Raw genomic sequence first — 25,527 nt, 5'->3', positions numbered from 1 at the left:
GTCGGCCTTTCCTACTGTGTTCGCAATCATGGAGCTGCGTCCATATATATGGACACCAGGGAGGCGACCGTGCCGCAGCGCGACCGAGGAACGACCCGAACGCTCCGGATGACGACGAACCGGGTGCTGGCCCTCGCGGCCGTGGCGGCCGTGGGGCTCTCCGCGTGCACCACCGGCGGCGCGGGCGGGGGCGGCGAGGGCACGAGCACCATCCGGACCGCGATCAACGCCGCCCCGACGACGTTCACGCCGTGGGAGGTGCAGAACCGCGACGACTACATGATCAGTCGCCTGCTGTTCAACACCCTGGTGCGTCGCGGCACGGACAACACGATCGTGCCCGCGCTGGCGACCTCGTGGGAGACGACGCCCACCACGGCGCAGCTCACCCTCCGCGAGGGCGCGACCTGCGCGGACGGCACGCCGATCACCCCGGGGGTGGTGAAGGACTCCCTCGACGCGATGGCGACGGCCGAGGTCTCGGTCTTCCGGGAGATCGTGTTCGGCCCGGGCCGGCCCACGATCTCCGCGGACGACGCGGCGGGCACGGTGACCGTCGAGCTCGCCCAGCCGTGGCTGGACCTGATGCAGGGGCTGAGCCTCGAGGCGAGCGGCATCGTGTGCCCGGCCGGCCTGGCCGACCAGGAGGGCCTGCGCACCGGCTCCGTCGAGGCTGCGTTCTCCGGGCCGTACGTGCTGAGCGCGAGCTCGCACGGGGTGTCGTACACGTTCGCACTGCGCGAGGGCTTCACGGCGTGGCCGGAGTACGACCCGCCCGTGACCGGCGAGCCCGGGCAGACGGTGCAGGTGGACGTGGTGGGCAACGACTCCGCACGGGCGAACGCGCTGCTCACCGGCGGGATGGACATCGCCGACATCAACACCGAGGACATGACCCGCTTCGACGGCCAGGAGGGGTACACGACGCACCGGCTGCCCTACCTGGCCCTGTACCTGCTGTTCAACGAGCGCCCGGGCAGCGTCTTCGCCGACGAGGCGCCGCGGCGGGCGGCGGCGCAGGCGCTGAGCCGGGAGGCGCTCAACAGCGCGGCCTCCGGCGGCCTCGGCGAGCTGGCGGTGACGTTCAGCCACGCCGCGGTGCCGTGCGCCAACACCGACCCGTCCGTCCTCGTCCCGCAGGACGTCGCGGCCGCGACGGGCGTGCTGAGCGGGCTGTCCGCGCCGATCAAGGTGCTCGGGATGGACGTGATCGGGCCGCAGGGCGCCGCGAACAGCTACGTCGCCGAGGCGCTGCGCGCGGCCGGGGCGCAGGTGGAGCTGAACAACGTCGACGTCGCCACCTGGTCGACCACCGGTGCGACGGAACCGGGCGCGTGGGACGTCACCGTGTTCCCCGCGATCAACGCGGGCGGCACGATGTACGGCGCGCTCTCGCCGATCATCGGGCCGCCCACCGAGGACGGCGGGGCGAACTGGTCGGGGCTGCGGCGCGAGGACGTGCTCGCGCTGGTGGACGAGGCCATGCGCCGGCCCGACGAGCAGGCGCGGTGCGGGGTGTACCAGCAGATCCAGGAGACGCTGATCGGCGGCGCCCACGTGATGCCGCTGTCCTACAGCCCGGAGCAGTCGATCGCGCGTCCCGGCTTCTCGATCAACGCCTACAACAACCAGATCGACATCAGCACCATGCGCATCGTCGAGGACAAGAGCTAGATGACGTCGGTGCGTGAGCGGCCCTGGGTGCGGTTCGGGCTGCAACGCCTGGGCGGCCTGCTGCTGTCGTTCGCCGTGCTGGTGGCCGTGACGTTCGTGATCGTCCCGCTGATCCCGGGCGATCCGGCCGTCGCGGTGGCCGGGCTGGAGGCCGACGGCGCGGAGATCGCCCGGATCCGCCAGGAGCTGGGCCTGGACCAGCCCCTGCACGTCCAGTTCCTGGACTACGTCGGCGGGCTGCTGACCCTCGATCTCGGGACGTCGTTCGCGAGCGGGCAGGACGTCGCGACGGTGATCCTCGCCCGGCTGCCGTTCACGGCGGAGCTGGCGTTGTTCGCGATCACGCTGGTGCTCGTGATCTCCGTGCCGGCGGGCATGTTCGTCGCGTTCCTCACCCACGGCGGGCGCAGGCCATGGCTCGACCACCTGTTCAACGTGGTGACGAGCCTGGTCTACGCGGTGCCGCAGTACGTGATGGCCACCATGCTCGTCGTGGTGTTCGCGGTGGGGCTGGGGTGGTTCCCGGCGGCCGGGGCCGAGACCGTGTCCTCGCTGGTGCTGCCCACGCTGGCGCTGATGCTCCTGCCCACCTGCGTGGTGTCGCGGGTGGTGCGGCGCGAGACCGCGGTGGTGCTCGACCAGGACTACATCCGCACCGCGAGGGGGTGGCGGATCGGGCGGCTGCGGCTCTTCGGCCGCTACGTCCTGCCGAACGTCATCACCACCACGCTCACGCTGTCCGGGCTCATCCTGGCCGCCCAGCTGGGCGGGGCGGTGGTCATCGAGACGGTGTTCGCCTTCCCCGGGCTCGGGCAGGGCATCGTCGAGGCGATCCTGAGCCGCGACTACCCCGTCATCCGGGGCACGATCCTCGTGCTCGGGCTGATGGCCACCCTGATCCTCGTCGTGGTCGACGTGATCCTGGCGGTCATCGACCCGCGCTCGATGGAGGACGACCATGGGTAGCGGGCGGTGGACGGCGTCCATGATCGGCGGGGTGGTGCTCGGCCTCGGGCTCGTCGCCGTGGCGGTGGTGGCTCCGATCGCGCTGGCCGGCCCGGCCGCGCAGCTGTCCGGGGACGCCGGGCAGGGTCCCGGCCCCGAGCACCTGCTGGGCACCGACAACCTCGGGCGCGACAACCTCGCCCGCGCGCTGGTGGCCACCCGCCTCACCCTGCTGATGACCACCGCCACCACCGTCGTCGCGGTGGTCGGCGGCATCGTCGTCGGCGTGGGGATCTGGCTGTCCGGGCCCCGGGTCCGCAAGGTGGCGCTGCGGCTGCTGGAGACCGCGGTGGCCTACCCCAGCCTCGTGTTCGCGCTCGTCATCGCGGCGATCCTGCGGCCGGGGGTGGTGTCGAGCGTGGTCGCGATCGGCGTGGCGGGCATCCCGAGCTTCGCGCGGCTCACGGCGAACCTCGCCGCCAAGATCTCCACGAGCGACTACGTGACCACCGCGCGCCTGCTCGGCGTGCCCACCTGGGCGATCGCCGTGCGGCACACGCTGCCGAACATGGCCGAACCGCTGCTGATCCTCGCCACCACCGTGTTCGCCCTGTCGATGGTGGAGCTGTCGGCGCTGTCGTTCATCGGCCTGGGCGTCCAGTCGCCGAGCTACGACTTCGGCCTGCTGCTCAACGAGAGCCTCACGCAGATCTACACACAGCCGACGTCGGTGGTGGGCCCCTCGATCATGATCGTGCTGACCGGGCTGGCGGTGATGCTGCTCGGCGACGCGCTGGCGGCGCGGGCCAATCCGCGTGGGGTGCGGCCGGCCGTGCGCCGCCCGTCCGCCCCCGCGGTGGTGCCGGTCCCCGCGGACGACGGCGCGCTGGTGCGCGTCGGAAACCTGCGGGTCGGCGTGCCGGGCGGCCCCGAGCTCGTGCGGGGCGTCTCGTTCACGATCGAGCCCGGCGAGGTGGTGGCGCTGGTCGGCGAGTCCGGTTCCGGCAAGTCGCTCACCGCGATGTCGGTGGCCGGCCTGCAGTCCGAGGAGCTCGAGATGCACGCCGACGTGCTGCGCGTGGGCGAGCTGAACATGCTGGGGCAGCCGGACGCGGGCCGGCTCGGCCGCGAGATCGCGGTGGTCTACCAGGACCCGGGCAGCACCTTCAACCCGTCGTTGCGCATGGGCGTGCAGCTCACCGAGGTGCTGCGCAGCCACCTGGGGATGGGGAGCGGCCGCGCCCGCAAGCTCGTCACCGAGGCGCTGGCCCGGGTGAACATCAGCGAGCCGGCCCAGCGGCTGCGCCAGCACCCGCACAAGCTGTCGGGCGGCATGCGGCAGCGCTGCATGATCGCCACCACGATGGTGACCACGCCGAAGCTGATCGTCGCCGATGAGCCCACCACGGCGCTCGACGTCACCGTGCAGCACGAGGTGCTGCGGCAGTTCCGCAGGATCCACCGGGAGCAGGGCACCGCGATGCTGTTCATCTCGCACGACCTCGGGGTCGTGGAGGCGCTGTGCGACCGGATCCTGGTGATGAAGGAGGGAGAGATCGTGGAGCGCCTCACGCCGGACCGGCTGCGGAGCCGCGACGTGCACCACCCCTACACGAAGGCGCTGATGGAGGCCGTGCCCGTGGTGGACGTGGCCCCGCTGCAGGGGTCCGCGTGACCGCCACCCTCGAGACCCGCGGCCTGCACGTGTCCTTCGGCCGCACCCCCGTGCTGCGGGACGTGAACGTCACCGTGCCCGCCCACACCGCCGTGGGCCTGGTGGGCGAGTCCGGGTCGGGCAAGTCCACCCTCGGCAAGACGGTGGTGGGCATCAACACGCCCCGCCAGGGCCAGGTGCTCGTCCACGGCGAGGACGTGTTCGCCGTGAGCAGGCGGCGGCGCGCCGCCATGCGGCGGCAGGTCCAGTACATCCCCCAGGACCCGTTCTCGTCGCTGAGCCCGCGCCGCACCGTCGGGCAGACGCTCGCCGAGGCGCTCGACCCGGTCCGGGCGCGGCCCGCCGACCACGAGGAGGCGATCGTCCACGCGCTCGAGCAGGTCCGCCTCGACGCCGGGGCGATGCGCAAGTACCCGCACCAGTTCTCCGGCGGCCAGCGCCAGCGGATCGCGATCGCCCGCGCACTGGTGGTGCAGCCGCGGCTGGTGATCGCCGACGAGATCACCTCGGCGCTGGACGTCTCGGTGCAGGCCGAGATCGTGGCGCTGCTGCGGTCGCTGGAGCGCACGATGGAGGCGTCGCTGCTGTTCATCTCGCACAACCTGGCGGTCGTCCAGGCGCTGTGCGAGCACGTCGTGGTGATGTACCGGGGTGCGATCGTCGAACAGGGCAGGGTGGACGACGTGTACCGCGACCCGAAGCACGACTACACCCGCACCCTGCTCGCGTCCGTGCCCGGTTCGGAGGGGTTCCACCTTGACTGATTCCGGGACCGACTCCGGCGGGACCGACCCCAGTGGTCCGCTGGCGGGGGTGCGCGTCGTCGAGCTCGGGACCACGTTCATGGTTCCCTACGCCACGGAGCTGATGGCCCAGATGGGGGCCGAGGTGATCAAGGTCGAGCCCCCGGCGGGCGACCTCGTCCGCTGGATCGCCGACCCCACCGGCAGGGGCGTCGGGCCGGTGTTCATGAACGCCAACCGCGGCAAGCGCAGCGTACGGCTCGACCTGCGCGACGACGGCGACTACGCGGCGTTCCTGCGGCTCGTCGAGCGCTGCGACGTCTTCGTGCACAACCGCACCCCGCGGTCCGTGGCATCCCTGCGCATCGGCCACGCCGAGCTGAGCAGCCGCAACCCGGGCCTCGTGTACTGCGCGGTGCGCGGGTACGGGGAGGAGGGGCGCTACCGCGACCGGCCGGCCTACGACGACGTCGTCCAGGCCGCGTCCGGCCTCGCGGCGGCCCAGACCAACGGCGGGGAACCGAGCTACGTGCGCACCCCGGTGGCCGACAAGACCACCGGTGTCTTCGCCCTGTCCGCCGTGCTCGCCGCGCTGTTCGAGCGCGAGCGGTCCGGCCGCGGCCAGGCCGTCGAGGTGCCGATGTTCGAGTGCATGGCCGCGTTCACCCTGTTCGAGCAGCAGGGCGGGTACGTCTACGACCCGCCGCGCGGGCCCGCCGGGTACGCCCGCACCGCTGCGGAGCACCGGCGTCCGTACCGCACGGCCGACGGCCTCCTCGGTGTCACCGTCTACACCGACGAGCAGTGGCGGCGCTTCTTCGCGCTCGTCGACCGGGCCGACCTGGCGGCCGACCCGCGGTTCGGCTCGGTGGCGGCCCGCAACGACAACGTCGAGGAGCTGTACGCGTTCCTCGCCGACGTGCTGCGCACGAGGAGCACGCAGGAGTGGATGGCCGACTTCGTGCCCGCGGGCATCCCGGCCATGCCCGTGCACGGGGTGGAGGACCTGTTCGACGACCCGCACCTCGCCGACGTCGGCTTCTTCCGCGCCGCCGAGCAGCCGGGCGTCGGGCGGGTGCGCTTCGCGCGGTTCCCGATCCGGTTCTCGCGCACCCCGGCCGGCAGCGACGGCACCACGAGCGAGCCGGCGGCGCCCGGGGAGGCGCGGTGAGCACCGTCGAACCCCGCCGGTCCGAACACCGCACCGTCACCCGCACCGCGCGGATCCTCGAGCTGGTCTCGGCGCACCCCGGCGAGCTGCGGCTCGCCGACCTCTCCGAGCGGCTCGGCGCCCCGCGTTCGTCGGTGCACGTCCTCGTCCGCGGGCTGGTGTCCGTCGGGTACCTCGTGGAGGCCGACGGCCGATACTCGATCGGCTACACGCTCGGCGAGCTGGTGCGGCCCAGCGAGATGGGGCTCACCGAGATGCTGCTCCCGCGGCTGGAGGCGATCCGCGACGCCACCGGGGAGACCGTCACGCTGGGGCTCTTCGCCGGCGAGTTCGTCGTCTACACCGCGAGCGCGCCGTCGCGGCACTCGGTGCGCTACGTCCCCGAGCTGCGGACGCGCCGCCCGTTGCTGCCGACGAGCATCGGCAAGCTGCTCCTGGCCACCTGGCCCGAGGAGCGGCTGCGCAAGTACCTGCAGGCCCACGGGTCGGGCGACGTCGAGGCCGACCTCGCGACGGTCGCCGTCGTGCGCGCCGACGACCGGGCGTTCAACCGGGGCGAGACGCTCGCCTCGGTCACCGCGGTCGCCCGCCCCTGCCACGTGGACGGCAGGCGGATCGGAGGGGTCAGCGTCGGCGGACCCAGCGAGCGCGTGCTGCCGCGGCTCGACGAGATCGACCGGACGCTCGCCGAGGTGATCGGCGGCAACGTCGAGTCCGCGCTCGCGTGGCGATGAGGAGGAGCATGGAGACCTGCGACGTGGCCGTCGTCGGCCTGGGCGCGCTGGGCAGCGCCGCCGCGTACCACCTCGCCCGCAAGGGCGCCGACGTCATCGCGTTCGAGCAGTTCGAGCTCGGGCACGTGCGCGGCGCCTCGCACGACACCTCGCGCATCATCCGCACCTCGTACGGCAAGCCGTCCTACGTGCGCCTCGCGCGGTCGGCCTACCGCGACTGGGCCGACTTCGAGGCCGTGTCGGGCGAGCGATTGGTGACGGTCACCGGTGGGCTCGTCCTCTGCCCGGTCGACGGCCCGTACGCCGCGGGCGACTTCGCGTCCAGCCTCGACGAGGTCGGCGTCCCGTACGAGCTGCTCGGGTCGGAGGAGGTGAACGCCCGCTGGCCGCAGTTCGCCGTGCCGGACGGCGTGGAGACCGTCCACACGCCGGACTCCGGGATCGTCCACGCGTCCCGCTCGGTGGCCGCGCTGCAGATGCAGGCCCGCGCGCACGGTGCGGTCCTGCGGGACCGGACGCCCGTGGAGCGGCTGAGCCCGGGCGGGTCCGGCGTGGTCGTGCACACCGCGGACGGGAACGTGCGCGCGCGGAAGGTCGTGCTCGCCGCCGACGCCTGGACCAACCGCCTCCTCGACCCGATCGGCGCCGCCGTCCCGCTGATCACGATGCAGGAGCAGGTCACCTACTTCCGGCCGGCCGACCCGGACGCGTTCGACCGCACCCGCTTCCCGGTGTGGATCTGGGAGGACACCTGCTGCTTCTACGGGTTCCCGACCTACGGCGAACCGACGATCAAAGCCGCGCGGGACCGGTCGGACAACCTGATGACGCCCGAGGAACGCACCTTCGTGCCCTCGGCGGAGCTGCTCGACCAGCTCACGGCGTTCATGGGGGCGACCATCCCCGGCAGCGGGCCTGCGCTGCGCACCGTCACCTGCCAGTACGCGATCACGCCCGACCGCCGGTTCGTCATCGGGCCGCTCGACGAGCACCCGGACGTCATCGTGGCCCTCGGCGCGGGCCACGCGTTCAAGTTCACCCCGGCGATCGGCCGGATCCTCGCCGAGCTCGCCGTCGACGGCGGCACCGGTGACGACATCTCGGAGTTCGCGGTGGGGAAGGGATGACAGCGATGCAACTGCGGAACGGCCGCGTCCTGGGTGGCGGGGAGCCCGTCGACGTGTACGTCGACGAGGGCCGGGTCACGGCCGTCGTGCCCGCGGGCACCGGGCCGCGCGGGAGCGCGGAGGCCGTGGACCTCGAGGGGCGCATCCTGACGCCCGGGCTCTGGGACGAGCACGTGCACTTCACCCAGTGGACGATCCGGCGCTCGCGGTTCGACCTGTCGGGCACCACGAGCGTGGAGGACGCCCTCGACCGGGTTCGCGCCGTGCTCGCCCGCGGCGACCACCCCGCCGACGCGATCGTCACCGGCTACGGCTTCCGCGACGGCACGTGGCCGGCGCCCCCGACCCTGCGCGCCATCGACGAGGCCACGGGCTCGACCCCCGTGGTCATGGTGGCGGGCGACCTGCATTGCGCGTGGCTGAACTCGGCCGCCGCCGCCCGGCTCGACGCGAAGCCGGACGAGTCGGGGGTGCTGCGCGAGGGCGACTGGTATGCCGTCGGCCCGAAGCTGGCGGCGAGCTCCCTCCCGGCGGTCGAGGCGTACCGGGACGCGGCGCAGGCGGCGGCGCGGCGGGGCATCGTCGGCATCGTCGAGTTCGAGAACACCGACAACCTCACCCTGTGGCCCGAACGCGTGGCCGCCGGCGTGGACAACCTCCGGGTGGAGGCCTCGGTGTGGCCCCACCGGCTCGACGACGCGATCGCGCGCGGCCTGCGCACCGGCGACCCCGTCGAACCGCGGGGCCTGGTCACGATGGGCCGGCTCAAGGTCGTCGTCGACGGGTCGCTGAACACGCGCACCGCCTTCTGCTGGGACCCGTACCCCGGGGCCGAGGCGCACGCCCTGCACCCGTGCGGCGTGTCCAACGTGGCGCCGTCCGAGCTGCGCGAGCTGCTCGTGCAGGCGAGCGCCCACGGCATCGGCGGGGCGATCCACGCGATCGGCGACCGCGCCAACACCGAGGTCATCGACACCTTCGAGGAGCTGGGGATCCCCGGCGTCATCGAGCACGCCCAGCTCGTGCGCGCCGAGGACTTCGCCCGGTTCGGACCCCTCGGCCTCGTCGCGAGCGTGCAACCCGAGCACGCGATGGACGACCGCGACGTCGCCGACCTGCACTGGCCGGGCCGCACCGGCCGCGCCTTCGCCTACGCCTCCCTGCACGAGGCGGGCGCGACGCTCCGGTTCGGGTCGGACGCGCCGGTCGCGGTGCTGGACCCGTGGGTCGCGATCGCCGCGGCCACCTCCCGCAGCCGCGACGACCGCGACGCCTGGCACCCCGAGCAGCGGCTGCCGCTCGACGTCGCGCTCGCCGCGAGCATGCGCGGACGCACCCGCGTGGAGGTGGGCGACGTCGCCGACCTCGCGATCCTCGACGACGACCCGTACACCGCGTCCCCGGACCGGCTCCGCGAGCTGCCCGTGGCAGGCACGCTCGTCGGCGGCCGCTGGACCTGGAGGGGGTTCTGACATGCCACCCGTCGTCTTCCCCGGTCGCCCGAGCGGCAGCGCGACCCGCAGCCGCGTCCTCGTCCCGCCGTCCGACGCCGGGTGGGCGGGGATCGTGATGACGGAGTGGGAGCTCACCGCGCAGGAGTGGATCGACGAGCACCCCCACGACGAGTTCAACTACGTCCTCGAAGGCACCCTGGTCGTCGAGTGCGACGGCGAGACCGTCGAGGTGGGTGCCGGGCAGGTCGTGCAGGTCCCGGCGGGCTCGCGCGGGCGCTACCGGGCGCCGCGGCACGCCCGGATGCTCGCCGTCTACGGGCCCAACCCGGACGGCGCGCGGAGCACGATCGTCGGGCTGCGGGCGCTGGACGACTCCGGATAGCCCGGTCCGGCGTCAGCCGACCGAGATGGCCACCGGCGCCCGGAGCGCCGCGCCCGCGGCGAGCGCGTCGGCGGACCCCCGCGAACGCCTCCGGCAGGAGCGGGAACAGGTGCCTGCCACCGCGCAGGACCGTCTCGGTGCCGCCGGGCACGTCCATCGTCTCGGTGCGGAACACCGCGGTGTTCCTGCACCTGTGCCGCACACTCGACTGCGGCCGGACCAGCACCGACTGCCACGTGAGCCCGTCGACGCTCACCCGGACGATCCAGCGCCTCGAAGCGCCGGCGGGAACCAGGCTGTTCGACCGCGGCCCGCGCGGCGTCGCCCTCACCGCCGAGGGCCACCGCTTCCGGGGGTACGCCCGGCAGGCACTGGAGCTGTGGCAGGACTACCGCGCCGCCGGGCCCGTGCCCGCCGGGCTGACCGGTTCGCTGAGCGTCTTCGCGACGGTCACCGCCTGCCAGACGCTGCTGCCCGACCTGCTCGCCCCGTTCCAGGCCGCCCACCCCGACGTGCGCATGGACCTGCGGACGGGCGACGCGGCCGCCGCGCTGGCCCGCCGCCGCGACCCGGCCCGCGCGCCGGACATCGCCGCCGAGCCGGACGGGCACGAGGCGCTGCTCGCGCTCGTCGTGCTGGGCTACGGCACCGGCGTCGTGCCGCGGCTCGTGCTCGACACGAGCGTCGTGCGGGACCGGCTGGCCGTGGTGCCCACGGACCCGATGCCGCCCTTCACGATCGGCCTGTGCGTCTGCCGCGCCGACCTGCGCCGGCCGATCGTCGCCGCGCTGTGGAGCCTCGCGCGCGGGGCGGCCTGACATGCCGGACCGACCGCCGTCCCCACCCGACCGAGCGGCCGGGTGGGTCAGAACGGCGGAGCTCCCTCGTCGCGGGGAGGGTCCGGCTCGGGCGGAGGCCGCGGTGATCCGGTGGCAGGGCGTTCGAGGATCCGTTGTTCCCAGCGGCGCAGCCGTCGGTCGAGCTGTGCGGCGCTCTCCTCGGTGACCTCGGGTGCGGGGTCGGGGTCGGGGAGGTCGGGTCGGATGGGTTCTCCGCGGGTGCGGTAGGTGCGCCCGAGCGGGCTGGTCCAGACGAACTGGCCGGGTTCGGGTTGGTCGAGTGTCCAGCCGCGGTCCTTGTCGGGGTGGTGGCGTTTGCACGCGGGCCCGATGTTGGCGGCGAGGGTGCGTCCGCCGCGGCTGTGTTCGTGGGTGTGGTCGAGGTCGGAGCGGCGGGCGGGGCGGGTGCATCCGGGGCCGATGCAGTGGCGGTCGCGGATGCGGACGTGGTCGGCGAGTTGGCCGCGGGCGAACCGGGCCTGTGGGTGGGCGGTCAGCAGCCGGCGGAGGCGGTCGCGGTCGGCCCAGGCGGCGGTGATCTCGGCCAGCACGCCGGCCCATCCGGCGAGGCGGGGATCGGTGTCGGTGCTGTGGCGCTGGAGTTCGGCGAGGGTGAGGTGCAGCTCGACCACCCCGCCCCGGACCGCGGGTGCCCGGCTCGTGCTGTGGGGGCGGCGGCGCAGCGGTCCGGCGAGCAGGAGGTAGCCCGCGGTGTCGACGACGGCGAACCGCCACGCCGCGCCCCGGTGCTGCGCGGTGACCGCGGCGCGGGCGACGGCGGCGCCGATCGGGCCGAGTCCGGGGATCTCGCCGGGCCGCTCGTCGAGCCCGGCCGCGGTCACCAGGCCGACCCGGATCTCGATGCCTTCCCGGACGGCGCCCCGATCGGTCTCCGCGCCGTCGACGCTCGGGGCCGCAGTCGCGGCGGGATCAGAGGTCGCGGCGCCAGCGGCAGCGGCACCGGAGCCGGCAGCGGCGCCTGAGGTCGAAGCCGCGGCCTCGGACTGGGCGGCCCAGGGCTCGGCGGTCGAGGACCCGGCGGTCTCCGGCTCGGCAATCGGGGCCGCGGCGGCACCAGACGCGGCGGCACCAGACGCGGCGGCACCAGACGCGGCGGCACCAGACGCGGCAGCACCTGTCCCGTCGGTCCCGGCAGCCGCGGCCTCGGTGACTGGGCCCTCGCCGGGCTCGGGCTCGGTCGCAGGCTCGGGGCGGTGGTGGTCCTCGGGCCGTCGCAGGCCCAACAGCCGGGCGATGATCTGTTGTTCGTTCAGGCCGTGGAAGGTGCCGCCCAGCATGCCGAGGTAGAGGTCGGCGGAGATCTGTGGGCGGGTGCCGGGGTGCCCGGCCCGCTTGGCGGTTTCGACCAGCCGGTCCAGCCGGGCGGCCGCGGCGGCCGCCTCGTCGGGTGGCAGGCCATTGCCGGTCAGGGTGGCGGTGCCGGTGCGCGGGTCCAGGTACAGCGCCACCCCGCGGGCCTGCACGGCGCGTTCGTAGCGGCGGCGCCGCAGGTCCGGGTCGATGGCCTGCAGTGCCCGCAGCAACCGGTCGGCCAGCTGTTTGGTGGTCAGGCCGGGCGCCTGCGGTACGAACCGCTCGCACAGCAGGCGGGCCTGGTGTTCGGTGAGGTCGCCGGTGGCCGGGTCCAGGTATTCGGCGAACATCCGCGCCTTGGCGCGGTCGATGCGCCCGTGCAGCAGGGCGTGCTGCACGAGGGGGAGGCGTTCGACGAGGGCGGTGGCGAATTCGAGCTCTCGGTCGGCGGCGGTGGGGGTCCAGGTCAGCGCGGCGGCGATCTCGTGGGCGGCCCACTCGAACCGCTCCGTCGCCCGGGCCACCGCTTCGTCGCGCTTGCCGTCCACCTCGGCGAGGGCGACGGTGTGGGCGACCTCGACCAGCTCGGCGAACAGCAGGGCCTGCTCGTGCGCCAGCTGCCGCGAGCGGGCCTGCAGCACCTCGACCCGCCGCGCGTTCGGCACCGCAGCACCGGCCAGCTCCTCCAGGAGGGCGGCCAGCTCCGGACCGGGCGGCAGTTCCACCGCCCGGTCCGCGAGTGCTGCCACCCCGGCCATGGTTCGAACATACGTTCGACCTCTGACAATTCGGGGTCTGCGCCGACCGGCACCCCGCGGTTCACCCGGACAGCGCAACCGGCGTCAGCGCATGATCGCGTGCGCACGCCTCCGGGGTGGCGCGGTGGCCTTGATCGACAAGATCGGGACATGAGCTGCACCGATGCAGCTCATGTCCCATTCCTGCTGATCATCGAGGTTCAGCTGAACGCGCCGGAGCTCACGGACCGCTCGGCGAGCCTCGGCGACCGAATCCGGCTGTGTGATCCGCCCGAGCCGTACGCCATGGTCCTGGTGGCCGCCGTGGTGTGCTGATCGTGCTGATCACGAGGTCAGCAGCACCTGGGCGTCTTGGCGACCACGCTGGTGCGCTGCTGGGCGGGGCGCCGCTTCTGTGCGCACGGCCTCGGGGCCGGCCCAGGGGCCTTGATCGGTGGAATCGGGCCGATCATCGGCGTCCAGTTGAGCCCGCCCCGGGGAGACGGCGCCCGCACCCCCCATGATCACCGGACGCGAGCAGCAGGGTCACCGTGCCCCCGTCACCAGCCGCAGCCGGCAGGCGAGTTCGACGGCGAAGCGGGTGTCGGGGTCGTCGAGGTCGAGGGCGAGGGTCTGCTCGATGCGCCGGATGCGGTAGTTGACGGCGTTGGGGTGCAGGTTCAGCACGGTGGCGGCGCGGGCGAGGGAGTTGCGGGTGCTCAGGTAGGCGAGCAGGGTGCGCACGGCGGCGAGGGAGCGCTCCGGGCCGAGCGCGTCGAGCGGGGCGAGGACGTCGTCGAGCAGGGTGCGGCTGAGCGGGGACGCGGAGAAGTCCAGGAGCACGCGGCGCAGCCCGGTGACGTCCGTGACGACCACCGAGCCGAGGCGCCCGCCCGCGACGGCGGACTCGGCGGCGATGCGGGCCTCGGTGGCGGACTGGCGCAGGCCTGGGGCGCCGCTCTGGGGGGTGCCGAGGCCCACGGTGAAGGCCCAGACGGGGCCGATGGCCGCCGTGCCGAGCTCGACGAAGCGGTCGACGACCTCGCGGAGCCTGCGCTGGTGGTCCGGTGCGCCGGGTTCCTCGGACACGATCATGAGGAGGTCGTCGTGGAACGCGACGACGTGCCAGGTCTCGTCGCGCCGGGCGGCGGAGCGTTCGTCGACGAGCTGCAGCGCCCGTAGTTCGAGGGCGGCGAGCTGGGCGGGTGAGGGGTGCCGCTCGCCGTCGTCGTGGTGGCGGGGGCTCACCCACGCCACCGAGTGCGACAGCTGCACGGGCAGGCCGGCGCGGGCGGCGTCGATCGCGAGCGCGTCGATGCGGGACGACTCGGCGACGAGCAGTTCGATGACGAGGTCGGCGCGGGAACGGACGGGGCCGAAGCGGTCCTGCGACTCGCGGGCGGATGCGCGGGAGAGCACGGCCGCCACCACGGGGAGCGCGATCGCGGCGGCGGGGTCGCGGCGCTCGGCGACGAGCCGGCCGATCGGCACCTCGCCGATGCAGACGGCGTCGGGGTCGGTCCAGCGCACGCCCGGGTCGTCCTGCAGTGAGAGGCGCACGCCGAGCGCGGAGCCGGCGGCGTCGAGGAGGGCCGTGCGCACGTCGGAGGGGTGCGTGTCAGCCACGGCGCAGACGGTCTCGATCGCCTGTTCCGCCCGCGCGAGCGCCTCGGCGGCGCCGCGGCGCAGGCAGCGGTCGACGAAGACGGCGAGCTCCGACGGCGGCCCGTCGGCGGCGAGGACGGTGAGGCCGGCGCGGTCGGCGAGCGCCCGTGCGGTCTCGGCGAGCGCGACGGGGGAGGGGAGGACCACGCCGGCCACCTCGGCGGCGATGCAGCGGCGGATCGCGATGTCGAGCTGGTAGGCGCGCAGCGGCGGCGCGCCACCGGGCTGGGCGGCGATGACGAGGTGGTTGCGGGCGGCCGCCTCGAGGTCGTGGGCGGCCAGCACCTGGACGCCCTCGACGACGACGCCCGCCGGGTCGCCGGCGAGCACCGCGATGCCGAACCGCGCGGCCTGCTCGATGATCCCGTCGAGGGTGGTGCCGGGTTGTGCCACCAGCACAGTCTGCCCGGATCTCCTGCGTTGCCGGCACATTGTCGCCGATCACGTGGATTTCTAGGCTCTGCACATGAGCACTCCCCGTCGCATCACCCGCGACGACGTCGCGGCGCTGGCGGCCGGTGCGGCGATCTTCGGCACGGGCGGGGGCGGCGCGGTGCACACGGCGCGGGTCGCGGCCGAGGCCGCCATCGAGCGCCACGGGCCGGTGCGGCTGGTGGGGGTCGACGAGCTGGGTCCGGACGACGCGGTGATCGCGATGTCGGGCATCGGTGCCCCGTCGGTCGGCATCGAGATGCTCGGCGCCAGCACGCAGGCCGCGACGTTGTTGCGCGAGGTGGAGCGGCTGATCGACCGGCCGGTGACCGTGGTGATGGCCACCGAGATCGGGGGCGGCAACGGGGTGTCGCCGGTGGGCTGGGCGGCCTCGCTCGGGCTGGCGGTCCTCGACGCGGACGGGATGGGCCGGGCGTTCCCGAAGGCGACGATGGTCGCGATGAACGTCGTGGGGCAGCAGCGGGAGTTCGCGGTGCTGAGCGACGTGGTCGGCAACGTCACCGTGCTGCGCACGCTCGACTTCGCCTGGCTGGAACGGCACGCCCGGGCGTTCACGGTGGCCGCAGGCGGCATCGCGCTCGGTGCGCACCACCTGGCCGAGGTGAAGGGGGCGGTCATCGAGCGCACCGTGAGCCGCGCGATCGACGTGGGCAGGCGGCTGCTCGCCTCGGCGGACCCGGTGGCCGACGTGGCCGCCGAGCTCGGGGCGGCGGTCCTCGTGGCGGGCAAGGTGATCGACATCGAGCGGATCACCGACGGCGGGTTCACCCGTGGCTCGGCCACGGTGGAGGGCATCGGGGCCGACCGCGGCCGCCTGGTGCGCGTGGAGATCCAGAACGAGAACCTGGTGGTCATCGAGGACGGCGCGGTCGTCGTGAGCGTGCCGGACCTCATCACGGTGGTCGACTCGGAGACCGGGGAGGCCATCTCCACCGAGCTGCTGCGGTTCGGCCAGCGCGTGAGCGTGCTGGCCTGGGCGTGCGACCCGCTCTGGCGCACGGAACGCGGGATCGAGCTGACGGGTCCGCGGGCGTTCGGCTACGACCTCGACTACACGCCCTTCGGCGAGCCGGCGGGGGCCGCGCGATGACGGCGCGGGAGCTGTCGGTCGGCGTCGACGTGGGCGGCACCAACACCGACGCGGTGGTGCTGGACGGGCGGGGCGGCGTGGTCGCGTGGACCAAGCAGCCGACCACGGCGGACGTCACCGGCGGGATCCGCGCCGCGCTCGCCGCGGTGATGCGCGCGGTCGGCGACCGCCGCGACGAGGTCTCGCGGGTCATGCTCGGCACCACCCACGCCACGAACGCGATCGTGCGGCGCCGCGACCTGGGCCGCATCGCCGTGGTGCGCCTCGGCGCCCCGGCGTCGTCCCAGCACCCGTCGCTGGTGGGCTGGCCCTCCGACCTGCGCGAGACCGTGCTCGCGGGCAGCCTGCTCGCGGGCGGCGGGCACCTCGTGGACGGTTACCCGATCTCCCCGCTGGACCCCGGCGCGGTCCGCCGGTTCCTCGACGGGCTGGCCGGGCGCTTCGACGCGGTGGCGGTGTGCGGGATCTTCGGCCCCTCGTTCCCGGAGCAGGAGCTCGAGGTGGCCGCGCTCGTGCACGACCACGTCGGGGTCGACGTGCCGGTCTCGCTCAGCCACGAGATCGGCCCGCTCGGCCTGCTGGAGCGCGAGAACGCCACCGTGCTGAACGCCGCCCTCCACCAGGTGGCCAAGGACGTCACGAGCGCGCTCGTGACCGTGGTCGACGAGGAGGGGCTGGACGCGTCGACGTTCTTCGCGCAGAACGACGGCACGCTCATGGCGCTGGACTACGCGGCCCGCTACCCGGTGCTGAGCATCGGCTCCGGGCCCGCCAACTCGATCCGCGGCGCGGCCCGGCTCTCCGGCGCCGACGACGCGATCATCGTGGACGTCGGCGGCACCACCAGCGACCTCGGCGTGCTGACCGGGGGATTCCCCCGCGAGTCCACGCTGCCGCGCGAGATCGGCGGGGTGCGCACCAACTTCCGCATGCCCGACCTCCTGAGCCTCGGGGTGGGCGGCGGCTCGATCGTCGACCTCGAGCGCGGGGTGCCGCTGGCCGACTCGGTGGGCCACCGGATCACCGAGGAGGCGCTGCTGTTCGGCGGCGCCACCGCGACGCTCACGGACGCGGCCGCGGTGGGCGCGTCCGCCGTCGCGGGCCGCGAGCTACCGCCGCTGGACCGCGCCACCCGCACTGCGCTGGAGGGCGCGCTCGCGATCGCGCGCGACCGCATCGAGTCGGCCGTGGAGCGGATGTCGCTCGGCCGCGTCGGGCTGCCGCTGGTGGTCGTCGGGGGCGGTGGCTTCCTGGTGCCGGACGCGGTGCCCGGGGCGAGCGAGGTGGTGCGCCCGCCGCGTGGCGACGTGGCCAACGCCGTGGGTGCCGCGATCGCGCTGGCCGGTGGGCGCGCCGACCTGATGTGCGACGTCGCCGACCGGGCGGGGGCTGTCGAGACCGCGAGCAGGCAGGCCGTCGACCGCGCCATCCAGGCCGGGGCCGACCCGCGTGCCGTGGAGGTCGTCGACGTGCTCGAGACACCGGTCTCCTACAGCAGCCGCCCGACGGTGAAGGTCTCGGTCAAGGCGGCCGGGCCCCTCGCGCGGATCGACCGGACGAACCCGGCCGCGCTGTCGGCCACGGAGGGCACACGATGACCAGGAACCCCCGGGCCGCGGCCCTCGTCGCCGCCGGCGCGGCCGTCGCGCTCACCCTCGCCGGGTGCGGCTCGGGCGCGGGCGGCGGAAGCACCGGTGAGGTCGTCTCGGGCGGCACGTTCACCGTGGCGCTGAACGACGACCCGGGCAGCCTCTCGCCGCTCACCGGCGTCTCGCTCGTGCAGCGCGGGCTGGTGCGCTACGGCTACGAGTCGCTGGCCTACATCACCGCCGACGGCGAGATCGTGCCCTGGCTGGCCGAGAGCTGGCAGGAGACGCCGACCTCGATCACGTACACGCTGAAGCAGGGGATCACCTGCGCCGACGACACGCGGTTCACGGCGGAGACCGCGGCGGCGAACGTCGCCTACCAGGCCGATCCGGCGCACGGCACGTTCTGGCACGGGTCGAACATCACCGCGGGCATGACCGCCACGGCCGACGGCGCGACCCTGACGATCACCAGCCCGGAGCCCAACCCGTTCCTGCTGGCGAGCACCGGCGCCGTCGAGATGGTGTGCCAGGCGGGGCTCGACGACCCGGAGTCGCTGGCGGACGCGACCAACGGCACGGCGCTCTACTCGCTCACGGCGGCGATGCCCGGCTCGTCCTACACGTACACGAAGCGCGACGGCTACACGTGGGGGCCGCAGGGCGTCACCAGCGACACCCCGGGGCTGCCCGACCAGATCGTGGGCCGGGTCGTCACCGACGAGGCCACGGCGGCCAACCTCCTGCTCGCGGACGAGCTGAACGCCGCGTCGATCGCCGGGGCCGACCGGAAGCGGATCGAGGCCGCGGGCTTGGAGTCCGTGGGCGTGCTCAACCCGATCGGCGAGATGTTGTTCAACGAGCGGCCCGATCGCCCGACCTCCGACGAGCGGGTGCGCCGCGCGCTCACCCTCGCCCTCGACCGCGCCGCGGTGGGTGAGCTCGTGACCGACGGCGAGCCGGAGGAATCGGTCTCGCTGGTCAACAAGACGCCGCTGACCTGCGTGGCGGGCGGCCCGCTCTGGCAGCTGCCCGCCACCGACGTGGCCGCCGCCGGGGCGCTGCTGGACGAGGCCGGCTGGGTGCGCGGCCCCGACGGGCAGCGGTCGCGGGACGGGCGGCCGCTCACCATCCGCTTCCTCTACGACGGCGGCACACCCTCGCACGCCGCGGCGGCCGAGGAGGTGCAGCAGGAGTGGAACGCGCTCGGCATCACCACCGAGCTGGTGGCGGAGGACCCTGCGGGCTGGTCCAGCGACCTCTACCAGAGCTACAACTGGGACACCGGGTTCATCCAGATCACCCCGGGCAGCCCGGTGGTGCTGAGCCTGTTCTTCCTCGGCGAGACCTCGGAGAACGGCGGCTACAACTTCATGGCCGTCGAGAACCCGGAGTACGAGGCGCTCGCCCGGCAGGCGTTCACCGCGCCGTCGGCCGAGGCGGCCTGCGGGTTGTGGCAGCAGGCGGAACGGGAGCTGATCGAGCGCGTCGACGTGTTCCCGGTGGCCGAGACCGAGACGCCCACCTACATGAGCCGCGCGACGTTCGAGATGCCGGGAGCGATCACCCCGACCTCGATCCGGATGCTGGGCTGACGCCGTGACGGTGGCGCCGCCGCACCCGGGCTCGCCGCGCACGGCGTTCGTGCTGCGGCGGCTCGCCCGCGCGGTCGTCTCCCTGGCCGTGGTGCTCGTCGCGACGTTCTTCCTGGTGCAGCTCGTGCCCGGGGACCCGGTGCGGGCGGCGCTCGGGCCGACGGCCCCGCCGGAGACGGTGGAGGCGCTGCGGGTGCAGCTGGGCCTCGACCTGCCGCTCGGCGAGCAGTTCACCCGTTACGTCGGCGGGCTGGTCACCGGGGACCTCGGGGTGTCGGTCACCTCGCAGCGGCCGGTGGCCACGGTCCTCGCCGAGCGGCTGCCCACCACGCTGCTGCTCGCCGTGCTGGCGTTCGTCGTGGCCGCCGTGGGCGCGTTCCCGATCGGCGTGGCCACGGCCGTCTCCGCGTACGGGGGCAGGCGCCGCACCATCGACCTCGCGGTGTCGGGACTGCTGGGCGTGCTCGTCGCGGTGCCGAACTTCCTGCTCGCGGTGCTGCTCATCGCCGTGTTCAGCGTCGGCCTCGGGGCGCTGCCCCCGGCCGGGTGGGGTGGGCCGGCCAACGCGGTGCTGCCGGTGGTGGCGCTCGCGGTGGGGCCGCTGGCCTACCTCGCGCGCATCGTGCACGTCGAGATGCTGCGGGTGCTGGCCACGCCCTACGTCACCACGGCGCGCAGCAAGCGGCTCCCGCCCCGGCTGCTGTACGTGCGGCACGCGCTGCCCAACATCGTCACGGCGAGCCTCACCGCGGGCGGGGTGGTGCTGACCGGCCTGGTGGCGGGCACGGTGCTCGTCGAGACGGTGTTCGTGATCCCCGGCATCGGGTCGACGATCGTCTCCTCGATCGCCGAGCGCGACTACCCGCTGGTGCAGGGCCTCGTGCTCGTCTACGCCGCCCTGGTACTCGCCGCCAACCTGCTCATCGACCTGGCGCTGGCCGTGCTGGACCCGCGGTCCGCGATCGCGGAGGCCTGACCATGGCGCGGAAGCTCACCCCGCAGGGGATCGCCGTGCTGCTCGGCCTGCTCGTGGTGGCGCTGGCCGTCGTGTTCGGCGATGCGCTCTTCGGCGAGGCCGCCACCGCGCGCAACATCGCGGAGCGCCAGGAGCCCGCGAGCCTCGCACACCCGTTCGGCACCGACGACCTGGGTCGCGACCTGCTGGCGCGCGTCGTGGTGGCCACCCGGCTGTCGGTGCTGCTGACCCTCGGCGCCACCGGCATCTCGGTGGCGGGCGGGGTGCTGCTCGGGGTGCTGGCGGCGGTGCTGCCCGCTGCCGCGCGCCGGGTGGCCGCTGCGTTCATCGACCTGCTGCTGTCGTTCCCCTGGCTGCTGCTCGCGCTGTTCTTCTCGGTGATCTGGGGGGCCACGGCGAGCGGGGCGATGCTCGCGGTCGGCTTCGCGGGCGTGCCGGTGTTCGCCCGCCTCGTGAACACGCTCGCGGCCTCGGTGGCGAACGCCGAGTACGTGCACGTCGCCCGGATGCTCGGCAGCTCGCCGCTGCGCACGGCCGTGCGCCACGTGCTGCCGAACATCGTGCCGCCGCTCGTGGTGAACACGGCGACCCACGCGTCGGTCACGCTGCTGTCGTTCGCGGCGCTGTCGTTCCTCGGCCTCGGCGTGCAGGCGCCGGAGTACGACTGGGGCCGCCTGCTCAACGAGGGTGCCCAGCGCATCTACCTCGACCCGATGGCCGCGATCGGCCCGGGCATCGCCATCGTGCTCACCGGTGTGCTCTTCGCGCTGCTGGGGGAGGTGCTCAGCGAGCGCGGCGGCCGCGGTCAGGCGGTGCGTGCGGTGCGGGCGACCACGGCTCCGAAGCCGGTGCCCGCCGCGGCGGACGCCCCGGTGGTGGACGTCGCCGCGCTGCGCGTCGCGTTCCGCACGGCGGACGGTTCGCTCGTCGAGCGGGTGCACGGCGTGGACCTGCACGTCGGCGACGGCGAGGTGGTGGGCATCGTCGGGGAGTCGGGCTCGGGCAAGTCGGTCACCGCCATGGCGATCGCCGGGTTGCTGGGGCCGGACGCGCTGGTCACGAGCGAGCGCCTGCACTTCAGCGGCATCGACATGACGCGCCCGCCGGGCCCCGCTGAGCGCCGCACGCTGGGCCTCGAGCAGGCGATGATCTTCCAGGACCCGCAGAGCTCGCTGAACCCGGCGCTGTCGGTCGGGCTCCAGCTGCGCGAGGCGAGCGAGACGCACGCGGGCACGTCCCGCCAGGACGCCGCCCGCCGCGCCGTCGAGAAGCTGCGGCTGGTGCGGATCCCCGAGCCGGAACGGCGGGTGCGCCAGCTGCCGCACGAGTTCTCCGGCGGCATGCGGCAGCGGGCGATGATCGCAATGGGCCTGATGGGCTCGCCGCGGCTGATCGTCGCCGACGAGCCGACCACCGCGCTCGACGTCACGGTGCAGCGCCAGGTGCTGCGGGCGCTGCGCGACGCGCAGCGCGCCACCGGCGCCGCGATCCTGCTGATCTCGCACGACATCGCGCTGGTCAGCGGGTTCTGCGACCGGGTGGTGGTGATGCGCGGTGGTGTGGTGGTCGAGGAGCTCGCCGCCGACCGGCTCCACGAGGCCCGCCACCCGTACACGCGGGGACTGATCGCGTGCGTGCCGGACCTCACCACCGACCGGGCGCGGCCGTTGCCGGTGTTGGAGGCGGCGGACGAGGAGCTGCTCGAGGGGGTGAAGGCGTGAGCGAGCTGGCGTTCCGCGGGGTGCGGGTGGCCTACGGCCGCGGCCGGGCGGCGCGGTTCGCCGTGGACGGCGTCGACCTCACCGTGCGGTCCGGCACCACGCACGGGCTCGTCGGCGAGTCGGGGTCGGGCAAGTCGACGCTCGCGCGGGCGGCGGTCGGCATGGCCCGCGTGGCGGACGGGACGATCACGCTCGACGGCACCGACCTCACCCGGCGCACACCGGTCCGGCGCCGGGTGCAGATGGTGTTCCAGGACCCCTTGGCCGCGCTCGACCCGCGGATGCCGGTGGGGGCGTCGGTCGCCGAGGGGTTGCTCGCCACCGGGAAGCGGCTCTCCCGGGCCGACCGCGAGGAGCGGGTGCGCGGGCTGTTCCACCGGGTGCACGTCGACCCCGGCCGGGCGGGGGAGCTGCCCGCGTCGTTCTCCGGTGGCCAGCGCCAGCGCATCACGATCGCCCGGGCCCTCGCCGCCGAACCGGCGGTGCTGATCGCCGACGAGATCACCTCAGCGCTGGACGTGTCGGTGCAGGGGGTGGTGCTCAACCTGCTGCGCGAGCTGAAGGAGGAGCTCGCGCTCACGATGCTGTTCATCTCGCACAACCTCGCCGTGGTGCGGTACGTCAGCGACGAGGTGAGCGTGATGCGCGCCGGGCGCATCGTCGAGCAGGGGCCCACCGGGACGGTGCTCGCCGACCCCGCCGACGAGTACACGCGGGAGCTGCTGCGCTCGGTGCCCCTGCTGGGGCAGGCACTCGACCTGGAGCCGTCCGATGCGGGATGACGTAGGAGGACCCACCCCATGCCGTACGCGAGAGCCGACGGGATCGAGATCTTCTACGACGTGGCCGGTGCCGCGGGCAACCCCGTCGTCGTGCTCGTCCCGGGTGGGGGTGCGCAGCTGATCGCCTGGCCGGACGGCTTCGTGGCGCTGCTGGTGGCCGCGGGTCTCCGGGTGGTGCGGGTGGACAACCGCGACACCGGCCGGTCGCAGCGGTTCGGCGGGCCCGAGGACCTGGACGGCGGCTACGAGCTGTCGGACATGGGCGACGACGTCGTGCGGGTGCTCGACCACCTCGGGGTGGCTGCCGGCCACCTCGTGGGTCACTCGATGGGCGGGATGATCGCGCAGGTGGTGGCGCTCGACCACCCCGGGCGGGTGCGCAGCCTCGGGCTGCTGTCCACGATCCCGGGGCGCGCGGGCGGCTACGTCCTGCACGGCGAGCGGCCGGAGCTCATGACGGTGCCGCGGCGGCGCACCCGCGAGGAGGTGGTGGCCGCCGCGGCGGACGCCTTCCGGCCGGCCGGGCCGCAGCGCTACCGCGTGCAGGAGGAGTGGATGCGGTGGGCGGCGGGCGAGGCCTACGACCGCGGCTACGCGCCCGAGGGGTTCGTGCGGCAGTGGGCGGCGCTGCGCCGCGCGCCGGAACGGCTGGAGCGGCTGCGCGGCGTGACCGTGCCGGCGCTCGTGCTGCACGGCCGCGACGACGACGTGCTGCACTGGCGTGCGGCGGTGGACACGGCCGAGGCGATCCCGGGCTCCGAGCTGCAGATCCACCCGGACATGGGGCACCTGGTCCCGTGGGAGCTGTGGCCCGACGTCGTCGCGGGGATCGCGCGCACCGCGCGGCGCGGTGAGGAGCTCGCGGCGCGGTGACCGGGCACGGAGTACCCCGCTCGGGGTAGGCCGGGATACCCCCGGCAGGCGGCGAGGCCGTGATCATCGCGCCCTAACGTTCATCCGTGCGCATCCACCAGACGGTTCTCACGGACGTCCTGTTCGCCGTGGTGCTGTCTGCGCTCGCCGTGGACAACGCGTCCCGCTCCGGTGCGCAGGGCTGGCTCGTGTACCTGGTGGCGGTGCTCGCGACGGCGCCGATCGCCGCGCGCAGGAGCATCCCCGTGCTCGCGACGTTGATCATGGGCGCGGCGCTGGCGGGGTACGGCCTGCTCGGCTACAGCAACGGGGAGGCCCCGGCGGGCGGGTTCGGGATCCTCGTCGGGATGTTCACCGTGGCCATGGTGCGGTCCCCGCGCGCGGCCCTGCTCACGTTCCTGCCCTCGGTGGCGGGGATGGCGGTCTTCCTCGGAACCGCGGGCGTGGTCAGCTGGTCGCTGCTGGTGCTGCCCACGCTGGTGCTGCTGGGCACGTGGGGGCTGGGCGACGCCACCCGGCGGTGGGCGCTGCGCACGCAGCTGATCGCCGCGCGGGCGGCGCGGGCCGTGGCCGACGAGCGGGTGCGCATCGCGCGGGAGCTGCACGACATCGTGACCCACCACATGTCGGTGGTGTCGTTGCAGGCCGGCCTGGCGCAGTACGTGCTGGACACGGACCCCGCGACGGCCAAGGTCGCGATCGGCGCGGCGGGGGACGCCGGCCGCCAGGCGCTGGCCGAGATGCGCCGCCTGCTCGACGTGCTGCGGGTCGACGACCTGCACGCCGAGTCGGGCTACCACCCGCAGCCGGGGCTGGCCGACCTCGACCGCCTGGTGGAGCACACCCGCAACGCCGGGCTCCCGGTCGAGGTCGTGGTGACCGGGCGGGCCCGCCCCCTGCCGCCGGGGCCGGACCTGTGCGCGTACCGGGTGGCGCAGGAGTCGCTCACCAACATCCTCAAGCACGCGGGCCCCGCGACGGCGCGGATCACGCTCGACTACGGTGACCAGACCTTCACCCTCTCCGTCAACGACGACGGCGCCCCGGCGCCCGCCAAGGCCCCGTCACCGCAGTCGCACGGCATCCGCGGCATGCGGGAGCGGGCCGAGCTCTACGGCGGGGTCCTCATCGCGGGGCCACGGGACCCACGCGGGTTCGGCGTGACCCTGCGCCTGCCGATCACCGAGGACGGTTGATGATTCGCGTACTCGTCGTCGACGACCAGGCTCTGATGCGCGGCGGGCTCGTCGCGCTGTTCCGGGCGGCGCCCGGGCTGGAGGTCGTCGGCGAGGCGGCCGACGGCGCCGAGGCCGTGACGCTCGCGGCGCAGACCCGCCCGGACGTGGTGCTCATGGACATCCGGATGCCGGTGCTCGACGGGATCGCGGCGATGCGCCGCATCCTGGCGGCCCCGGGGGACGCGCCGCGGATCATCGTGCTCACCACGTTCGACCTCGACGAGTACGTGTACACCGCGCTCGGCGAGGGCGCGTCGGGCTTCCTGCTCAAGGACACGCCGCCGGACCGGATCATCTCCGCCGTGCAGACGGTCGCGGCGGGCGACGTCCTGATCTCGCCGCGGATCACCTACCGGCTGGTCGAGGCGTTCGCCCAGCACCACCGCAACGCGGCCGCGGCCGAGGCCCACCTCGGCGAGCTGACCCCGCGCGAGACGGAGATCCTGCGCCTCGTGGCCAACGGCCTCACCAACGCCCAGATCGCGCAACGTCTGGTGCTCAGCGAGGCCACCGTGAAGACGCACGTCAAGCACACGATGGCGAAGCTGCACCTGACGAGCCGCGCGCAGGCCGTTGTCGTGGCGTACGAGACCGGCCTGGTCCTGCCCACATCACGCGGACGCGGCCTCCCCCGTTCGGGGTAGCGGCTCCACGAGTCCTACCTCGTTCGGGGTAGTGGATGTTCCCGTCTGGGTGGGGAGACCGCCACCGTTCACCCCTTTAGCGTCCTCGCCGCATCGGGCCGTACGC

Annotated in this window: 22 protein-coding genes; 20 read left to right on the top strand and 2 right to left on the bottom strand. The window is 74.2% G+C overall.

The genetic code is table 11. From position 1 onward, the window contains the following. Positions 1-108 precede the first annotated feature (108 nt). The 10 genes from ACFPL3_RS18560 (at position 109) to ACFPL3_RS18515 (ending at position 10,723) form a co-directional block, all read left to right on the top strand. Entirely contained in the window at positions 109-1,674 is a 1,566-nt protein-coding gene (locus ACFPL3_RS18560; protein ID WP_343938762.1) for an ABC transporter substrate-binding protein, read from the top strand. Next, positions 1,675-2,640, top strand: coding sequence for an ABC transporter permease (locus ACFPL3_RS18555; RefSeq protein ID WP_343938764.1), 966 nt, complete (start codon positions 1,675-1,677; stop codon positions 2,638-2,640). Continuing rightward, the gene (locus ACFPL3_RS18550; protein WP_343938766.1) at positions 2,633-4,294 is read left to right on the top strand and encodes a dipeptide/oligopeptide/nickel ABC transporter permease/ATP-binding protein; all 1,662 of its coding nucleotides are present in this window, start codon (positions 2,633-2,635) and stop codon (positions 4,292-4,294) included. Before ACFPL3_RS18555 ends, ACFPL3_RS18550 begins: the two co-directional genes overlap by 8 nt. Continuing rightward, entirely contained in the window at positions 4,291-5,058 is a 768-nt protein-coding gene (locus tag ACFPL3_RS18545; protein WP_343938768.1) for an ABC transporter ATP-binding protein, read from the top strand. The genes ACFPL3_RS18550 and ACFPL3_RS18545 overlap by 4 nt, the downstream gene beginning before the upstream one ends. A gap of 49 nt (positions 5,059-5,107) precedes the next feature. After that, positions 5,108-6,208 carry a CaiB/BaiF CoA transferase family protein gene (locus ACFPL3_RS18540; protein WP_379589403.1) on the top strand — a complete coding sequence of 367 codons (1,101 nt, stop codon included), beginning with the start codon at positions 5,108-5,110 and terminating at the stop codon, positions 6,206-6,208. Then, positions 6,205-6,942: an IclR family transcriptional regulator gene (locus tag ACFPL3_RS18535; RefSeq protein ID WP_343938772.1), complete on the top strand. Its 738-nt coding sequence runs from the start codon at positions 6,205-6,207 to the stop codon at positions 6,940-6,942. The genes ACFPL3_RS18540 and ACFPL3_RS18535 overlap by 4 nt, the downstream gene beginning before the upstream one ends. 8 nt (positions 6,943-6,950) lie before the next feature. Beyond that, a complete protein-coding gene (solA, locus tag ACFPL3_RS18530) occupies positions 6,951-8,069 on the top strand; it encodes an N-methyl-L-tryptophan oxidase (protein WP_343938774.1) in 1,119 nt (372 codons plus the stop codon). Positions 8,070-8,074: 5 nt separating this feature from the next. After that, positions 8,075-9,541, top strand: coding sequence for an amidohydrolase (locus tag ACFPL3_RS18525; protein WP_343938776.1), 1,467 nt, complete (start codon positions 8,075-8,077; stop codon positions 9,539-9,541). Position 9,542: 1 nt separating this feature from the next. After that, entirely contained in the window at positions 9,543-9,905 is a 363-nt protein-coding gene (locus ACFPL3_RS18520) for a cupin domain-containing protein (protein ID WP_343938778.1), read from the top strand. 137 nt (positions 9,906-10,042) lie between these two features. After that, complete coding sequence (locus ACFPL3_RS18515) at positions 10,043-10,723, top strand: LysR substrate-binding domain-containing protein (RefSeq protein ID WP_379589401.1); 681 nt, start codon at positions 10,043-10,045, stop codon at positions 10,721-10,723. 47 nt (positions 10,724-10,770) lie between these two features. Here the strand turns inward: ACFPL3_RS18515 and ACFPL3_RS18510 are convergent, their stop codons facing one another. Continuing rightward, entirely contained in the window at positions 10,771-12,816 is a 2,046-nt protein-coding gene (locus ACFPL3_RS18510; RefSeq protein WP_343938782.1) for an HNH endonuclease signature motif containing protein, read from the bottom strand. Positions 12,817-12,966: 150 nt separating this feature from the next. On the opposite strand from ACFPL3_RS18510, the gene ACFPL3_RS18505 reads away from it, so the two are divergent. Further along, positions 12,967-13,131 carry a hypothetical protein gene (locus tag ACFPL3_RS18505; protein ID WP_343938784.1) on the top strand — a complete coding sequence of 55 codons (165 nt, stop codon included), beginning with the start codon at positions 12,967-12,969 and terminating at the stop codon, positions 13,129-13,131. Positions 13,132-13,341: 210 nt separating this feature from the next. Here ACFPL3_RS18505 and ACFPL3_RS18500 read toward each other — a convergent pair whose 3' ends face one another. Further along, the gene (locus ACFPL3_RS18500) at positions 13,342-14,853 is read right to left on the bottom strand and encodes a PucR family transcriptional regulator (protein ID WP_343938786.1); all 1,512 of its coding nucleotides are present in this window, start codon (positions 14,851-14,853) and stop codon (positions 13,342-13,344) included. Between the two features lie 73 nt (positions 14,854-14,926). Between ACFPL3_RS18500 and ACFPL3_RS18495 the strand changes: the two genes are divergently transcribed. The 9 genes from ACFPL3_RS18495 to ACFPL3_RS18455 all read left to right on the top strand — a co-directional run bounded on the left by ACFPL3_RS18495 (position 14,927) and on the right by ACFPL3_RS18455 (position 25,421). Further along, positions 14,927-16,003: a DUF917 domain-containing protein gene (locus ACFPL3_RS18495; protein ID WP_343938788.1), complete on the top strand. Its 1,077-nt coding sequence runs from the start codon at positions 14,927-14,929 to the stop codon at positions 16,001-16,003. Next, positions 16,000-17,601, top strand: coding sequence for a hydantoinase/oxoprolinase family protein (locus ACFPL3_RS18490; protein ID WP_343938790.1), 1,602 nt, complete (start codon positions 16,000-16,002; stop codon positions 17,599-17,601). The genes ACFPL3_RS18495 and ACFPL3_RS18490 overlap by 4 nt, the downstream gene beginning before the upstream one ends. Continuing rightward, positions 17,598-19,187 (top strand): ABC transporter substrate-binding protein, encoded by a 1,590-nt coding sequence (locus ACFPL3_RS18485; RefSeq protein WP_343938792.1) that lies wholly within the window; start codon positions 17,598-17,600, stop codon positions 19,185-19,187. Before ACFPL3_RS18490 ends, ACFPL3_RS18485 begins: the two co-directional genes overlap by 4 nt. A 4-nt stretch (positions 19,188-19,191) precedes the next feature. Then, a complete protein-coding gene (locus ACFPL3_RS18480) occupies positions 19,192-20,163 on the top strand; it encodes an ABC transporter permease (RefSeq protein WP_343938794.1) in 972 nt (323 codons plus the stop codon). 2 nt (positions 20,164-20,165) lie between these two features. Next, the gene (locus ACFPL3_RS18475; protein WP_343938796.1) at positions 20,166-21,884 is read left to right on the top strand and encodes a dipeptide/oligopeptide/nickel ABC transporter permease/ATP-binding protein; all 1,719 of its coding nucleotides are present in this window, start codon (positions 20,166-20,168) and stop codon (positions 21,882-21,884) included. Then, complete coding sequence (locus ACFPL3_RS18470; protein ID WP_343938798.1) at positions 21,881-22,666, top strand: ABC transporter ATP-binding protein; 786 nt, start codon at positions 21,881-21,883, stop codon at positions 22,664-22,666. The genes ACFPL3_RS18475 and ACFPL3_RS18470 overlap by 4 nt, the downstream gene beginning before the upstream one ends. A gap of 18 nt (positions 22,667-22,684) precedes the next feature. After that, on the top strand, positions 22,685-23,539 hold the full coding sequence (locus tag ACFPL3_RS18465; RefSeq protein WP_343938800.1) for an alpha/beta fold hydrolase: 855 nt from the start codon (positions 22,685-22,687) through the stop codon (positions 23,537-23,539). An 86-nt stretch (positions 23,540-23,625) separates the two neighbouring features. After that, positions 23,626-24,735, top strand: coding sequence for a sensor histidine kinase (locus ACFPL3_RS18460; RefSeq protein WP_343938802.1), 1,110 nt, complete (start codon positions 23,626-23,628; stop codon positions 24,733-24,735). Then, entirely contained in the window at positions 24,735-25,421 is a 687-nt protein-coding gene (locus ACFPL3_RS18455; protein ID WP_343938804.1) for a response regulator transcription factor, read from the top strand. Before ACFPL3_RS18460 ends, ACFPL3_RS18455 begins: the two co-directional genes overlap by 1 nt. Positions 25,422-25,527 lie beyond the last annotated feature (106 nt).

Source organism: Pseudonocardia zijingensis, assembly GCF_042657305.1.
In the GTDB taxonomy this organism is placed as follows: domain Bacteria; phylum Actinomycetota; class Actinomycetes; order Mycobacteriales; family Pseudonocardiaceae; genus Pseudonocardia; species Pseudonocardia zijingensis.
This window is presented reverse-complemented; position numbering and strand designations above follow the sequence as displayed.

Excerpts from the sequence above, each read along its gene's own strand:
- ACFPL3_RS18560 (WP_343938762.1), top strand. The coding sequence starts at position 109 with ATGACGACGAACCGGGTGCTGGCCCTCGCGGCCGTGGCGGCCGTGGGG.
- ACFPL3_RS18555 (WP_343938764.1), top strand. The coding sequence starts at position 1,675 with ATGACGTCGGTGCGTGAGCGGCCCTGGGTGCGGTTCGGGCTGCAACGC.
- ACFPL3_RS18550 (WP_343938766.1), top strand. The coding sequence starts at position 2,633 with ATGGGTAGCGGGCGGTGGACGGCGTCCATGATCGGCGGGGTGGTGCTC.
- solA (WP_343938774.1), top strand. The coding sequence starts at position 6,951 with ATGGAGACCTGCGACGTGGCCGTCGTCGGCCTGGGCGCGCTGGGCAGC.
- ACFPL3_RS18525 (WP_343938776.1), top strand. The coding sequence starts at position 8,075 with ATGCAACTGCGGAACGGCCGCGTCCTGGGTGGCGGGGAGCCCGTCGAC.
- ACFPL3_RS18520 (WP_343938778.1), top strand. The coding sequence starts at position 9,543 with ATGCCACCCGTCGTCTTCCCCGGTCGCCCGAGCGGCAGCGCGACCCGC.
- ACFPL3_RS18510 (WP_343938782.1), bottom strand. The coding sequence starts at position 12,816 with ATGGCCGGGGTGGCAGCACTCGCGGACCGGGCGGTGGAACTGCCGCCC.
- ACFPL3_RS18505 (WP_343938784.1), top strand. The coding sequence starts at position 12,967 with ATGAGCTGCACCGATGCAGCTCATGTCCCATTCCTGCTGATCATCGAG.
- ACFPL3_RS18495 (WP_343938788.1), top strand. The coding sequence starts at position 14,927 with ATGAGCACTCCCCGTCGCATCACCCGCGACGACGTCGCGGCGCTGGCG.
- ACFPL3_RS18490 (WP_343938790.1), top strand. The coding sequence starts at position 16,000 with ATGACGGCGCGGGAGCTGTCGGTCGGCGTCGACGTGGGCGGCACCAAC.
- ACFPL3_RS18485 (WP_343938792.1), top strand. The coding sequence starts at position 17,598 with ATGACCAGGAACCCCCGGGCCGCGGCCCTCGTCGCCGCCGGCGCGGCC.
- ACFPL3_RS18475 (WP_343938796.1), top strand. The coding sequence starts at position 20,166 with ATGGCGCGGAAGCTCACCCCGCAGGGGATCGCCGTGCTGCTCGGCCTG.
- ACFPL3_RS18465 (WP_343938800.1), top strand. The coding sequence starts at position 22,685 with ATGCCGTACGCGAGAGCCGACGGGATCGAGATCTTCTACGACGTGGCC.
- ACFPL3_RS18455 (WP_343938804.1), top strand. The coding sequence starts at position 24,735 with ATGATTCGCGTACTCGTCGTCGACGACCAGGCTCTGATGCGCGGCGGG.